Origin of the sequence: Paenibacillus nasutitermitis, assembly GCF_014641075.1 — a bacterium.
Lineage (GTDB): Bacteria > Bacillota > Bacilli > Paenibacillales > Paenibacillaceae > Paenibacillus_Z > Paenibacillus_Z nasutitermitis.
In genome coordinates this window covers 1,583,170-1,597,802 of sequence record NZ_BMHP01000001.1, presented here as the reverse complement: position 1 = coordinate 1,597,802, position 14,633 = coordinate 1,583,170, and the positions used below count along the sequence as shown (strand labels likewise).

Annotated in this window: 10 protein-coding genes; all 10 read right to left on the bottom strand. The window is 50.8% G+C overall.

Going from position 1 to position 14,633, the window contains the following annotated elements; genetic code table 11:
• Position 1 precedes the first annotated feature (1 nt).
• The 10 genes from IEY46_RS06795 to hprK all read right to left on the bottom strand — a co-directional run bounded on the left by IEY46_RS06795 (position 2) and on the right by hprK (position 14,569).
• Positions 2-2,428 (bottom strand): LamG domain-containing protein, encoded by a 2,427-nt coding sequence (locus IEY46_RS06795; protein ID WP_188990370.1) that lies wholly within the window; start codon positions 2,426-2,428, stop codon positions 2-4.
• Positions 2,429-2,756: 328 nt separating this feature from the next.
• Positions 2,757-3,680: an AraC family transcriptional regulator gene (locus tag IEY46_RS06790; RefSeq protein WP_188990368.1), complete on the bottom strand. Its 924-nt coding sequence runs from the start codon at positions 3,678-3,680 to the stop codon at positions 2,757-2,759.
• A 151-nt stretch (positions 3,681-3,831) separates the two neighbouring features.
• Complete coding sequence (locus IEY46_RS06785) at positions 3,832-5,196, bottom strand: ABC transporter substrate-binding protein (protein ID WP_188990366.1); 1,365 nt, start codon at positions 5,194-5,196, stop codon at positions 3,832-3,834.
• Positions 5,193-6,779, bottom strand: coding sequence for a response regulator transcription factor (locus IEY46_RS06780; protein WP_188990364.1), 1,587 nt, complete (start codon positions 6,777-6,779; stop codon positions 5,193-5,195). The genes IEY46_RS06785 and IEY46_RS06780 overlap by 4 nt, the downstream gene beginning before the upstream one ends.
• 17 nt (positions 6,780-6,796) lie before the next feature.
• Positions 6,797-8,446 (bottom strand): sensor histidine kinase, encoded by a 1,650-nt coding sequence (locus IEY46_RS06775; protein WP_188990362.1) that lies wholly within the window; start codon positions 8,444-8,446, stop codon positions 6,797-6,799.
• Positions 8,447-8,713: 267 nt separating this feature from the next.
• Positions 8,714-11,152, bottom strand: a complete 2,439-nt coding sequence (locus IEY46_RS06770) for a GH116 family glycosyl hydrolase (protein WP_188990360.1) — start codon at positions 11,150-11,152, stop codon at positions 8,714-8,716.
• A 187-nt stretch (positions 11,153-11,339) separates the two neighbouring features.
• On the bottom strand, positions 11,340-11,690 hold the full coding sequence (locus IEY46_RS06765; protein ID WP_188990358.1) for a PH domain-containing protein: 351 nt from the start codon (positions 11,688-11,690) through the stop codon (positions 11,340-11,342).
• A gap of 213 nt (positions 11,691-11,903) precedes the next feature.
• Positions 11,904-12,722 carry a hypothetical protein gene (locus tag IEY46_RS06760; RefSeq protein WP_188990356.1) on the bottom strand — a complete coding sequence of 273 codons (819 nt, stop codon included), beginning with the start codon at positions 12,720-12,722 and terminating at the stop codon, positions 11,904-11,906.
• A gap of 31 nt (positions 12,723-12,753) precedes the next feature.
• Positions 12,754-13,593 (bottom strand): sugar phosphate isomerase/epimerase family protein, encoded by an 840-nt coding sequence (locus tag IEY46_RS06755; RefSeq protein ID WP_188990354.1) that lies wholly within the window; start codon positions 13,591-13,593, stop codon positions 12,754-12,756.
• Positions 13,594-13,660: 67 nt separating this feature from the next.
• Entirely contained in the window at positions 13,661-14,569 is a 909-nt protein-coding gene (gene hprK / locus IEY46_RS06750) for an HPr(Ser) kinase/phosphatase (RefSeq protein WP_188990352.1), read from the bottom strand.
• Positions 14,570-14,633 lie beyond the last annotated feature (64 nt).

The window sequence follows — 14,633 nt, the reverse complement described above, 5'->3', positions numbered from 1 at the left end:
ATCAATACGAATCGTACAGGCTTTTTACTTCCGTCGGGCTTAAAGCCCGGTCATAGATGCGTACCTCATCGATATTGCCTTTGAAATAGTCGATTGTGGGATGAGGCGTAAAGCCGAGCCTGACCGCTGAGGAGCCGTTTACGATCGTCCCCGAGATTGGCGTAGGCGACACGCCGGAAGGAACGCCGTCGACATAAGTCTGTAGCCTCGAGCCGTCATAGGTGCCGACTAGATGATGCCACCCGCCGGCGGTTATCGCAAGATCGATCTCCGCAACCGTGCCTGTCGAGTACCACCCGTTGTTCGTTGTGTTCACTGCAAAATGGCCTTGTCCGTTGCTTCCGATCAGTAGACGATAGGAATAATCCGACGTATCCTTGGCTACGATGTCATACGATTGAGCCGGCAGCTGCGCCAGATTGACCCAGGCCGATACGGTCAGCGCCCCCATCCCGTCAAGCGCCGCGCTGTCCGGCACATTCATATAATCGTCGATGCCGTCAAAGCTGAGCGCATTGTTCTTCTTACCGGTCGTCCACACCGGTCCGTTGACCAGCGTTCCGGTATTTCCGCTGCCGGAAGAATCGCTTGCCGATGTGCCGGCCGTTTCGTCCAGCTTCCATTCCGCTTTCAGTCCGAGTGAAGCATTCTTGACCGAATAAGCCACTGTCGGCATCCAGCTGGTCAAATCATTCGTATTGCTGCCGGCGGTACCTCCGTTCACTTCAAAGCGGATAATATCGCCCGCGTTCACGCTGACCGAATCCAGCTTCGACTCATAGCCGGTGCGGTAATTAGAAGCGACGGATTGCGATCCGCCCGCAGTCGGCCAGATGACGCTGCCATTCTTGGTGATCCGTGCCCTTACGCCGTCGCCACCGGCGATATCGTTCTTGAGCACAATACCGCGAAGACTGACCGTTCCGGCTACAGGCGCCGTCCAGGCGCGCGCCAGCCACTCGCTGGAATCAGCTGTAGGCAGCACATTAAAACGGTTCATGTACCCTCCGGTTGTGCCCCACCTCCCGTTGACGGAGTCATAAGCAAGCGCAGAATAAGACGTCCCATTATATTTCTGATAAGACCAGCAGTGGCTTCCTGCCGTACAGCTGCTGCCTCCCGTATTACCCGTGCCGCTGTAGTCATTGCCGGCGTTGTACATATCGGTCGCTCCAACGCCCAAATTGTTCGTGAACGTCCAGCTAATGGCCCCGGTGTTAACGGAAACAAAACCGGTTGGCTCGTAATACAGGTTGTCCCGCGCCGTACCGGTTATGCTTGTCGGATACGTAGTGCCGGCATTGACGAACAACAGGCTGCTCTTGAACATACTGCTACCGGACAGGTTGTTGCCGTAGAAGGCGTTGGATGCAACAAGGTTATTGGTATTGAAGTCTTCTGCACGGTTCAAGGCCAGATACTCAATGGCCGGACCCGAATGCCCGCCAAAATAATTGCCCTCGAAACGTATGTTGTTGTTGAAGGCTTCGCTGTCAAAGCCGGACATGTCGAAGCTGCCCGTATTCGCCGTATTGGTGACGATGGAATTGACAAAACGGACATCGTCTACCTGAACGAAGAAGTCGGCCGTTGTGCCTTGCGGGAAATAAACCTGGCTCGTATTATTAATTCGCGTGTCCAGCAGTGTAAGATGGCTCACATTCAAAGCACTGATTCCGTTTTCCTTGATATTGTCGAAGGTACAATTGGCAATCAGCACATTTTGCAAAATGTTCGGATAAGCCGTGACGCTGGGATCATCGTATTTGGTATTGCCGACACGAAGCAAGAGACCGGTCTTGTTGCTGGTAATGTTCACGTTGCTGATTCTCAAATCACGAAGCACATACTGGGAGGTCGAGGTGACTGTCGGATAACCCCAGATATCAATGCCAGTCCCTCCGCCTGTATAGAGAACATCGTGAATGTCGATGCTGCTGAATGTCAGGGAATCATGGCTTAGCGTGTTGTATTCCACCCGGATTCCGTTTCCGGTAGCCGCAATCTCCAGATTGGCGATATCCCAATAGGATGGATTGGTCATGATGATGCCGTAGCTTGTTATTACCGAGCTTCCGCTGATCTGCGGCTTGGCCCCGCTGCCGTACGCATCCACCTTGATATGGTTGGCCGAGGTACCGGATCCGGCAAGCGTCATGCCGTTGCTCCAGACCGCGCCGCGGGCAAGCAGGATCTGGTCACCGGGAGCGAATGTTTTCGCGCCGAAGCCGGTGAAATCGCACCAGGGAGCCGCCATCGACGTACCGGCTCCACTGTTGCTGCAGCCGGATCCCGCCTTATTGTTTACATAATAGGTCGTGCCGACCGCTTGAACCCGGGGCATACTGCCCGCTAGGCTCAGCACCAAAGACATCAGCAGCATGACGGCGACAGCTATACGCAGCATATTGTTCGCTTGTTTGCTCATTACTCTTCTCACCCTTTTTTCAATTATTGGTTAAGCCGGCTATACCTAGCTGCTTGCGATACAGCATCCCCCCTTTGGACCCGGCACAAATTGATATCCTTATGGCCGTCTTCCGTCTGCCAACGCCCTCTGCAGCCACAAGTAAGCGCTTACCAAAACATGCGTGCCGATTCTTTCTCCAACGTATCAGAAACGCCACCAAATGAATTTGGCCTTTTCATCGATTTATTTGTACCATTCATGCCAATTCTCGCTTGCCACGCCAAAAAAGCACTCCAAAAGCTGGAGTGCTCACTGTGCATAGCTTTAATGTAAGTCATATCCATTTTTAAGATATTGTTTTGAGCATATGCGCATACAGCTTCGGGGAAAGTCCCTCATTGCGCTTAAACAGCTTGCTGAAATAATGGATGTCCTGGAAACCGACCATACTTCCAATTTCGGTTACGGTATATTTCCGCTCCTGCAGAAGCGCCTTCGCTTTTTCCATGCGCAGGCATTTCAAATATTCCAAAATGGTCTGGCCAGTCGTTCGTTTGAAGAGAACCATCAAGTAATTCGTGGAGAGATGAACGATCTCGGCCAGGTCGTTGATTTCGATATTCTCATGATAATGCAGATGCAGATAATGAATGATCTCGGCGATATAATGATGATTCCCGCTGCTTGCATCGACCCTGAATTCTCTCTTTTCCGACGCAAGCTCGCTGACGAGCCAGTTCATAATTTTTAATAAACAGGATCGCATGCCCAGATGATAGCCATACCCTTTATGTTCATAGATATCCATCAGTTCACGGAAGGGTTGTATGTATTTGGCATGATCCTTCAGCTGTACGGCATATGGAATGTTAAGCTCGCTTAACCTGACATTGGGTCTGTCTCTCAAATCCGGTTGCACCGGAATCGCATCCATACGGATATAATCCCATTTTGTATAGACATCACTGGAAAAGTCGAAGCTTGCCCCCATGTAGACCCAATCAAAATGTACGGCATAATAGTGGAAACGCCCGCCCCTTGGGACGTAGCAATAATGCTCCGTATGAGGAGGCATATAATGCATATCTCCCGCGCGCAGCATGTATCGTTCGCCTTCAATCCAATATTCGCAGCTGCCCTCCAGAACGAAAATAAGCTCATGATCATAAATCACCCGGCTGGGGATCCGGTATGCGTCATCCGCATCAATTTCCTGAATCAATCGGACATAAGGAGCAATATTCATAAAATCAATTTGTTGTTCCCGCATGCGATCTCTCCCGTTCTGTCAATACTGAATGCATGTGTCTGACCCTTGCATAGATCATTCTAGCAAGCACTCAGACTGCCGACGCATAGCCGCATTTGACTATTTCACGGGACAGTTTTTACTTTCGGCATAAACAGGTCGACGGAAGCGGTCACTCCGGCGGAGGATTGACCCATTCTTTGCCCTTTTCCAGCTCTATTTGCGCGAGCCGCAGATCGCCTTGGTTGAATTCGACGCCCGAGACGATTCGCGTCACTCCTGCCAGCAGTTCGTTGTACGCTGGCGTTGCTACATACAACTCCCAGCGGTTATGTGAATCCGAGCGGTTGGCATATTCGATGACCTCATCCATCACCGGATTGCCGAACACCGGCTTCATGTCCGTAAACGCCGGGATATAGCCATTCCCCTTGCAATAAGGTTCATAGACTTCCGGGCTCAATATGACTGCGACAAGATCCTTAGCCTGCTGCATCAGGCTGGTCTTGGCGTTGACAGAGATATATTGGTCAGCGAACTGCAGCAAATCGTAATAACCATTCACGTCAGAAACGGGAAAAAAACCGAGTTCGAACGGTTTGTCTCCCTTGGCGAAATTATCCTCAACCGTTCCGCCAATCCACGGCCCCTGCATAATAATGGCCGCTTGTCCGGAGGTAAACAGTTCAGCGGACTGCATCCAATCGATGGTTAATGCATTCTTGTTGATGTACTGCCGTTCTTTCAAGGTCTGGAAGAACTGCATGGTTGTCTGGACCTCATCCCCGTCCAGCCGTTTTCCTCCTTCATGTAAGCTTCTCCCGTAATTGCTGTCGCTTCCGTAGCCGATGGATTGCAGCAAATTATTAAAATGCTGGCCGACTGTCCAGGTATCCTTGAAGCCGAGCGCAATCGGGATGATGCCGGACTGCTTGATCGTCTCGCTGGCCGCAAGCAGATCGCCCAAGTTCTTTGGCACCTCAAGGCCAAGCTGGCGGAACAAGTCCTTGTTGTACCAGTATCCTCTGACTCCCATGCCCATTGGAGCGGCAAACACTTTGCTGTCGTAGGGACGGAAGCGATTCTCTGTAGCCGCGTAGGTCATCGTTTTTTTTACCTGTGGAATCAACTTGTCCGTCCATGCTTCACTGGACAGATCGGCCAAATACCCGGACTCCGTAAAGGATTGGTAATATTGGTTGAAAATCACGTCGGGAGCGGAGTCGGACTCAAGCTCGGTGATCAGTTTGTTCGTATAGTTTTCGCCAAGTGTAACTTCCCACTGTATTTTCGCTTTTGGGTACTTGTTCTTATAAGCTCTCTCGACGTTTTGTTTAAATTGCGCCATAATTGACCGGTCATCAATGAACCAGGCACCGACCCGGATGATAAATCCGTCCCCTTCGGCTTCGTTCTGTACGAAAGCTTCGGCATTGGTCTGCCCTTCTCCGCTGCCCTTGAATAAACTCCCGCATCCGGTCATGAGCATAAGAACAGATAGGATAACGGTAAGTGCTGCCGCTTGATTGCTTTTCATGACATCCCCCTATCTACCGCAGATCCGGAAGCTGTGGGAAGCCTGCGCGCTTCCTCTTTGAATTCCGTTGGTGTTTTGCCCAGCCGTTTCTTGAATATTTCGCCAAAATGATTGACATCCTTGAAGCCGACTGCGTAAGCAATCTCATAAGTTTTCATATCCGTCTGGATCAACCTGGACGTTGCTTCCTTTAGCCGATGCTCCCACAGCAGGTCGCGGAAGTTTTTCCCCGTCTCTTTCTTGATCACCCGGCTCAAATAAGAATAATTGACGTTCAACTGATCCGCGATCATTTGCAGCGTCAGATCGTCCGCATAACGTTTCTCAATCTCCTGTTTGGTCTCGAATACAAGTCTGGACGAGAAATCCTCTTTCTTGCCGGCTATTTGTGCCAGCACCCGCTGGAAATACCGCTCGAACAGCTGCATCAGATCGGTCAGCACATTGCAGGTGAGCGCCTGCTCCCTGACCGCTACCCGTTCTTCCGCCGATGGGGCAATGCCATACTGCTGCAGGACAGATTCCGCCGCCTCGATCATATGCAGATTGAGATTGCGGATTTCGATTTTGTGGAAACCGTCCAGCAGCATTTTCTTGTATGCAGCCCGCAGAAAACGCTGTATTTCCTCCCAACTGCCTTTGTGCAGAAGCTCGGCGACTTCATCGCCGATCAGCTGTTTATGACGGGTCCGGGAAAGAAACCGCTGATCCAATGATTCATAGGCAATCATGGATCTCTTGCCGAGCAGCATCCGGTACTCCATACAATGCTCAATTTGCCGCACCGCTTCGGAAAACTGCAGCAGGGAAGCGCTCCAGCCGCTGATGCCAAGTGAAATACTGGAGGAAGAAGGATTGTCGTTGCACTCCGCCATAATCGTCCGCGCAATATCCATTACAAGACCTGAAGCGGTTTCCTGCATTCTGCCCTCGCCGGTAAACAGCGTAAAGTAGATGCCTGACTTGGGAAGCGCCGTCCAATACACATAACCCTCATTCTTGAAGATCGTTTCGATCTTATCCTTCAGACCAAGACGGGAAAGAGGCGGACCTCCGTTCACCGCCGATTCATCATCGATATCCGCAAACAGCAAATAATAGGAGCCGTCCTTCACATCGTGCAGCGACATCCATGCTTTCAACTGCCCCTCCGCATTCTGACCGTCACCGAACAAGGCAAAAAACTCATCCTGCCAGAGCCATTCCTTGCGCTTGGATACATGCTGCTGCAAAATACGGACACTTTGAACGATCGCTTCGGGCTGGAACGGTTTTGTGATGAAATCGACGACCCCAAGCTTAATGGCTTGACGGGCGTATTCAAAGTCGCCGAAGGCGGTCAGGAGTATAACGGGCACCTCCCTGCCCTCCTCCTTGATCCGCTGCGCCAGCTCCAGTCCGCTCATCACAGGCATTCGGATATCCGTGATCAATAGATCCGGCTTCAATCGGTCAAGCAGCTCCAGCGCTTCCCGGCCATTGGCTGCTTTGCCGATTATTTCGCAGCCCGCCTCCTGCCAATGCGGCATACGATGGATATATTCACGGATTTCCTCTTCATCGTCTGCAATCAGAATACGCATCTATGCAGCAGCTCCTTCTAAATGATAATAGGCAGCGTCAGTCTGGCGACCGTCCGCTCGTTATATCGGATCAGCTGTGCGCCATACCCGTTCCCATAATGGAAAACGATTCGCGCATTTACATTCTCCATTCCTGAGCCAAGCCCCTTCCGGCGATCTCCCACTGTTTCCATTTCCTCTTCACACACGGTATTTTCCACATCGACGATGAGGTTCAAATTCTCCTCGTAAACGGTGATCAGAATTCTGCCGCCTTCCGGATGCTTGTCGATACCATGAAGGATGGCGTTCTCCACGATCGGCTGTATAATCAGCTTCGGAACCGTCATATTGCGCAGTTCTTCCTCGATGTCAATTTCATATTGCAACCTGCCCTTGTAGCGGTATTGATGAATCTGCAAATATTTCTCGGCGAACATAAGCTCCGTCGCGAGCGTCACGATCGTCTCTCCGGGATAGATGGAAAAGCGGAAAATGTCGGCCAAATTGCCCACCACATCCGGAATGTGACTGACGGTTCCAGGCGATCTGGATAAGATGCTGATATGTTCCAGTGTGTTGTACAGAAAATGCGGATTGATATACATGCGGATCGCTTTGAGCTCCGCTTCCTTCTGCAGCAGCTCCGCTTTATACGTTTTTTCGATGTGCTCTTGTGTTTTGTCGATCAAATGATTATAACCGTGACAGAGGACAGCAATTTCATCCTGTGTGTGGATTCCGTCCATCAAGGCATAATCCTCCTTGCCTGCCCTGCGCATTAAACGGGTCAGCTTGGTGATCGGCACGGTCACTTTGCGCAGCATCCAGAAGGTAATGACAATAACCGACAGCCAGGCCAGAATCGTCACGTAAACGGAGAAAAAAGCTTGCTTGGTGATAATCTCACCGGGCTTGGCGGGCGCAAGATAAATATAATGAAAATCGGAATAACGCGACTTTTGCGTTAATGCGACCACCTTGTCCGCATTTTGCACATTCAGGATTTTGCCGATGGACTGCTTTTCGGCGGCTGAAACGATAACATTGTTGGAATTCGTCACATAAAAATGGTTTCGCTCGAATTGGCTGTAAAAGCCGGGGATTTTATCGGCGTCCAGCATCAGCACCATACGCCCGATCTCGGCGCCGGTGGATTTATCGAACAGCTTCATATTGCAGGCCATTCTGCCCCGGTCCGTGAATAACGCCCATTCCGGAATATAATCATAATCGAACGGCATGATATCAAACGCTTTGGAATAGGCCATTGCCGACTTGCTGCCCAAGGAATAAACATTGCCTTTCATATCCTTCAAATAAATCGTATCGATATAGTCGCCGATCTTCTGGGTCACTTCCTCCTTCTCCCCCTGCAGAAGATTGAGTGCCGCTTGCTTCAGCTTATCGTGCTGTACATGATCCGGGTATTCAAGCAGGGAGAGGATCAACTGATTTGTGCCTATGTTATACATGGTTCTCGATAAGGCTGAAAGCAGGCCATCCAATTTGACGGCGGCAGCATCCAGCGTTTCCTGAGCGGCTTGGGTCGATTTTTTTTCCAATAACCCTTCCGCTTTCATGTAATAGGTTACGCTGACAATGGACAGGGGAATAAGCGTCAACAACGAATAGGAGAGCAGCATTTTGTATAACAAACGGGAACGGAGCCAAACCAGCGGTTTCATGAAAATCTCTCCCCACAGCTATGTTCAGGGCATTTTTGCCTGTTTGCCCGCGGATTTGTAAGCGGTATCAAGGCGGAATGCAATTCTCTGATTTCTTTATAGAACGCTTTTCCAGCCGATCCGTCAAGTTATTTCTCTGCGCCGGTTGCCATAAGCCGGGAATACCTCCTTGCGGCCAGCTCTCCTTGTCTCCCCTTGAAGCAGAAGCAACAGGCTGCCTCAGCAGCCTGTCCGCTAATAGACTTTGATCCTGATCAAGCACCACAGCTATTCCAGGCAATAATGCATAATATCAATGAATCCCTCCGCCATTTCGGCAAAAGGAACGCCGCCGCGTCTGCCGACCGTGCCAAAGCCGGTGGAAACGGCTATAAAGGAGCTGAAGTTATCCGGCGCAGACTGCCGCATATATAGCGTCTTCTCCACAGCATCATAACGGATGCCGTAATAGGCGCCAAATAGCGCATAAGACGCCATCGCCCGCCCGTACCACAGACCGCATTCATATTCGGCGAAAGGATTGCGGATCCTCCCGTCATAACGGTCCCGGCAGGACCTGACAATCTTCAAGGCTTCTTCCCGGCAGCCATGGAGCAGCAGATGCGAAGCTACTTGATACTCGATGCCCGACCACACCTCATGACTGTATTGCAAGGGCAAGGTGGGTTCACCTCCGCGCGGCCATGTACAGAGCAGCAGTCCGCTTTCCCGGCCGAACGCAAAGCCTGGCCGCTGCGGATTGACATGTTCAGACAAATCCGCTCTGAAATTATGCTTGTATACGCTCAGCAGGTGGCTTTTTACCAGCTGCGGATCCAGAATTTCCCCCAATCCGCAATTTTCAGCCAACCATGCACCCAGCAAGCCGTCTGCGAGGCAGCCACGGGTGTACTGGTATTTGGGACCTTCCCGCATGTAAATGCCGTAGGCCTCGGGCGAATATTGTACATTGCCTGCATCCAGACCGGCTGTAGGCTGCTCCGCCCTCAGCCCCTCCCACATCGTCTGTTGTTCAAAATATTCACCGTTAAACAGTATGTTCTCCATATACGAACGGCCTTTCCTATACAATTGCGCATAAATGGTACCATCGAATTCCAGCGCTTCGCTCATAAGAGAAGCCGCCTTGAGCGCGCCAAGATAAATGGAGGAGCACATGGGGTCGGGTCCCCAGAACTCGATATCGTAGGTATTGTGATGCGGCTCGACCAATACGCCATGGCGGTCCGGGTCCCAGGTCTCCATCGCGTAATGCAAACTTGTCTCAATCTTAGGCCATAACATCCGCAGCCACACGATATCCCCGCTGATGCGCCATTCGCGGTAAACCTTCATGATCCCGCCCAGCTGTCCATCTGCCGCAGAATGATCATGATGCACAGCCGGCTGGATCGGCAGCGGCAGGCGGAATGCCTGATGCCCTGCTTCGTTCTGCCCTTCCGTGAGCTCGCTCTGCCTCATTCCCCGCTCAAGAACCGGGAATAGATGCGGCAAGCCCTGCGCGTAATTCCACACATGGGTACAGGTTCCGTAACAGCTCCCTTCCATGTCGAAGCTGCCCTCCCAGGCCCAGAGCCGTCCATCCTTCTGCCGCATGACAGTAGGGGATTTCAGAATCGACAAATTGGCAGAGACAGCCTCCAGAATTTCATCCGGGACGTCTGTGCTGTAGAAGTGTTTGGTAAATGCGTCCGTCCTTCCGCGCAGCGCCATATAATGCTCCCGCCAGAATAAATCCACCTCTTCGATACCGGAAAATTTGCCTGCATACCAGGGTATATGATATCGGTCATCGGCATTTTCGATTTCCTTGCTTACGGGGCCATGCCTTTGATCCGTTACCGGGACATACCAGGACAGCCGCAGGCAGATCCGTTTCGCCTCCCCCGGCTTTAATTGTAAAGGGACGTACAGGCTGCCGCCCGGTCCCGAGTATTCTTCTTCCCCTTCGGGCAAGTTAACGGGATTCTGTCCGCCCGCTTCTATCGTTTTCCACAGCATCGTCATCTCATCGTACCAGATCGGGCCACGAAACCATTTGGTATGAACGGATGCGGCATTCGGCTGGTCAACAGCTGCGCAGAAGGCTCCCTCCGCCCATGCTTGACCTGGAGCGGGAGACTGAGACAGAACAAATCCTCCCTGCGTCTGCCGGACCGCAGACTCTCCCAACCCCATCGACATGAAATTATAGGTATGGAAAGAGTACACGATATCCACGTTCTCAGCCGATTCGTTCCTGAATGTATATTCCAATCCGGCAACCGGCAGGCTGGAGTGATCGGCATTGGACGGAATGAACGGACTCCAGCCCTGCAGGGAAACGGAGACTGGTAGCGAAGAGTCCGCAAGCTCAATGGTGGCGAACGGAAAACGCGAGATGAACGAGCTGGATTTCATCCGGGGCAGCCCGTAATTCCGCCCGTTCTGGCCGCCTGCAGCGCCTCCATTCGGACCATTTCTGAAATCAAACACCTTCCACTCCGGAACAGGCCCTTCCAGTATTCTCGCAGCCGGCTTTTCCCCTAGCACCGTCAATGTAGAGAACAGCAGGGGTTGATTCAGCAAATCAGGTTTGCCTCTCAAGGAAACATTCGACAGCGCTCCCGTCCCTTCCAGACCGATCATTCCCGCCCCGATTCCGCCAAGTGGATAGACGATTCGTTCCTCGCGGCCGTCCGCATAAATTCCATTGTATGTTTTCATATCTTTCATCCCCTTTATATTCATGTACAGCACAGCTTTTTCCTATTTTATAGAATCCTACTTAATTTTTATTTGGTCTATTCATTGTTTTTTTTGGCCGAAACTATGCATTTTGGCATAAAAAAAGAAGCTCGCATCAGCGGCTTCATCCCTTTATCAACTATACCATCGGTTCAATCAATATGTGTTACACCTGAATCTCGGTCAGTTCATGCGTCCTGTTCTTGATCCGGGCGGCCTCAACGGCAAGGCCCAAAATATCCGATACGTTAATACTGTCTTTTATATTTCGCAGTAAAAATGCAGGGGAGCTTGCGTCCGTAGAAAAAATAGTGATATCGCCGAATTTCATCATCCGCTCCATCAGATTCCGCTTCAAGGAAATATCCCGAATCCGGTATAGCTGGATTTCCTCCCGTTTCTTGGTAAGGATCCCCTTCTCCACGATGATCCGACGGTCTGTTATTTTATAACTCGTGAAGCTGGGAATCCCGAAGTTAAAGGGCTTCCCCTCCCATAGGACGGTCTCGCTCGCCATCTCAACAACTCCCTAAGTTGGATATTATGTTCCTTATTGTACAATGGATGCCCTATAAGCTCAATAAATATCTGATAACGGGCATCCGATTAGCGGTTATTCAAAAAACAGGCTCATTCGCTCTATAAGAACGATTTGGCCTGTTATTAGCTGCAGTTATAAGATGACTTTACTATTTTGCAAGTATGTGCGTCCTGGAATCCACTGCGACTGTCAGTTGATCAGACGGATCATCTGGACTACGGGACGGTTATCGCCAGGCAGGACGGTTTCGGCTGCTTGAAGCTGCGAGGAACCATCTCCGTCAAGAAATATGCCATCCACCAGCTGTCCATCCCCAACGGTTTCCAGAATCGCGTCCCGATAATCCGCCAATGTTCCTTTCGTGCTGCTCACAATGAGATAGATCATGCCGCGCTTATCATAAACCATAGCAGAACGAAGCCTGTTCTCCTCCGGAAAAGGAGCGTTTTCCAGAACAGCCTGCTGCTCCCAGCTGTCGTCGCGGCCGATTCCCATACTGATGCCTCCCTGCGCCCAGAAACGGTTAGGGTCCGTTACCTTTAGCTCTGCAGCCTTGGCAACGACTTGGACGCTAAGCTTGTCACTGGCCCCGTCCCAGGTAAGTGTTCCACGGGAGTACTTCACATTTTCATTACCCGAGCCGTACTCCTTTTTGTTTCCGGCTATCGGGTGCCCGTTGACGACGGCAATACTCAGCAGGTCACCTTCAAAGAAGAAACCGCCGTTGATGCCGTAATAATCGGATAACGTTACATTATTGTCAATCAACTCCAGCGTTACGTTGGAGGGAAGACTTTTTAAACTATGAAGTTCAAATCCGTTGGATGCCCGTGTTGTCATATATTCATATTTGGAGGCAGGATGAGAAACACTGGTCCTTGTGCCATCCGATTGCAGCCGGTTCAGGAGCAGCATGAAAATCAATGCGGACAACAAGATCAGTCCTCCGAATACAGCTACCACGATAAGGATAATCTGCCTCCGGGAGCGTGGGTTAGTCGAATTCATCTTTAGCCAAGAGCCTCATTTCCCTGTACATTCATTGTTGTTTTAAAGTGCGCTTGATCAACTCTACCGTTTTGCGTGCCCCTTCGATCTCATCGAGATTAGCCGGAACACTCTCGATGCCCCAAATGCCATCAAAACCGTGCTCTTGAAGCAGATGAATGAACGCTGGAATATTTTGCGTAAGTTCCTGGCCGTCTTCCGTAAAATGAAACGTCTTAATATGCGTGGCGGTGGCATATTTGGCGCATTTCAACCAGCCCTCGGCCTGTTTGCCCGGCGCCCAATTCCACGAATCCAGCAGCAATCCCAGCTTGGGCAGTGCTTCCTTGAGCTTCACGACATTGTCCGGAAAGCGGGTTGGCCCCCAATGATTCTCCACAACAACCTGAATGCCGGACTCGGCCGCACGCCGTATAATGTCCTCGTAACCTTCTATGATAATTTCAAAGCTCCGCTCGTCAAATTCATCCCCTCCACCGGAATCAATCCGGATTTGGGCAGCGGATAACCGCTCCGCGATCGAAATCCACCGGTATGCCTTAGCCCGGTTTCGCGCTCTGTCTTCTTCGTTCTCTTCATAGATATGGGCACCGTCCACAGCAATGCAGCCGAATGCGAGGCCCGCTTCATCGGCCGCTTGTTTGACCTCGTCCAGATAATTATCGTCCATGGCCGTCAGATGATGGGACATGCGGGGATTGGAACCCGCATGCAGGACCTCCTGACCCTGATCGATTCTGGACAAATGAGCGTTCCAAGGCTCCAGATGCGTGCAGCACAGATTTTTGCTGTCTTTGATATATTGAAACATATCCTGTTTACCCGCAGCGAGCAATCGGTGGAAACTGAATGAGCAAATACTAAGATTCATTTTTGCATCCTCCCCGTCCATTTAGAGAATTTAAGGCTTAATTCGCATTGTTAAACCATGTCGCATGCTATTCGTTCTGCAGCCGCTTCATGAATTCTTCGGCAGCGCTATAGCCCTGCTGCTTCAAATACCAGTTGTTGGCAGCCGCTTCGATCAAACTCGCCACATCCCGTCCAGGCTGCAGTTGGATTTCAATATATGGAATGCGCACATCCAAATAGTCCGAGAATTTCGGCTCAAGCTCCAAATCATTGTTAAGCGCCTGGTCCTTCCAATGGGTCAGTTCGATATCAAGCACAATGCGCGATTGCTCCTGAAAAGCTTTGCGTCCATACAAACGGACCACGTTAACCAGACCGATGCTGCGCAGAGCCAGAAATTCTCTAGTGGATTCATTATGAGTGCCCAAAAGCGTGTTAGGCCCAAGCTTCTTAAGCGTCACCACATCGTCGGCGACCAGGCGGTGCCCGCGATGGATCAGAGTATGGGCCGTCTCGCTTTTGCCGATCCCTGACTTGCCCCGAAGCAGAATACCGATTCCGGATACATTCACGCACACCCCATGGATAGCCATTTCCGGCGCTAATGCCTGAATCAGGTACATATCCAGTTTGTTGATGAATTCCGTCGTAGGTTCGGCGGTCCGAAGCAGCGGAATGCCTTCCTGTTCGCAATATTTCATCAGATACTTCAGGCCTTCCTGATTGGCCGCAACCACAAAACAAGGCGGATGATATTTGACGATATTGCCGATATGATGGTTTCTTTCCTCTTCTGTCAGCTTGTGCAAATAATTGATTTCCTTCTTGCCAAGCACCTGAACACGCTCCATCGGGAAGAAATCAAAATATCCCACAAACTCAAGTCCCGGGCGATGCGCTCTGGAGCGGGTAATGACTCTGCCTATATGCTCGTTGCCAATCAATACCTCCAGTTTAAATAAATCGATTAAATTCTTAACGGTAACGGACTTCATTTCCTTCCCCCTAGCATTCTTGAATTCTATGATTTCTATTATAAATATGAGGTTGTATAAAATC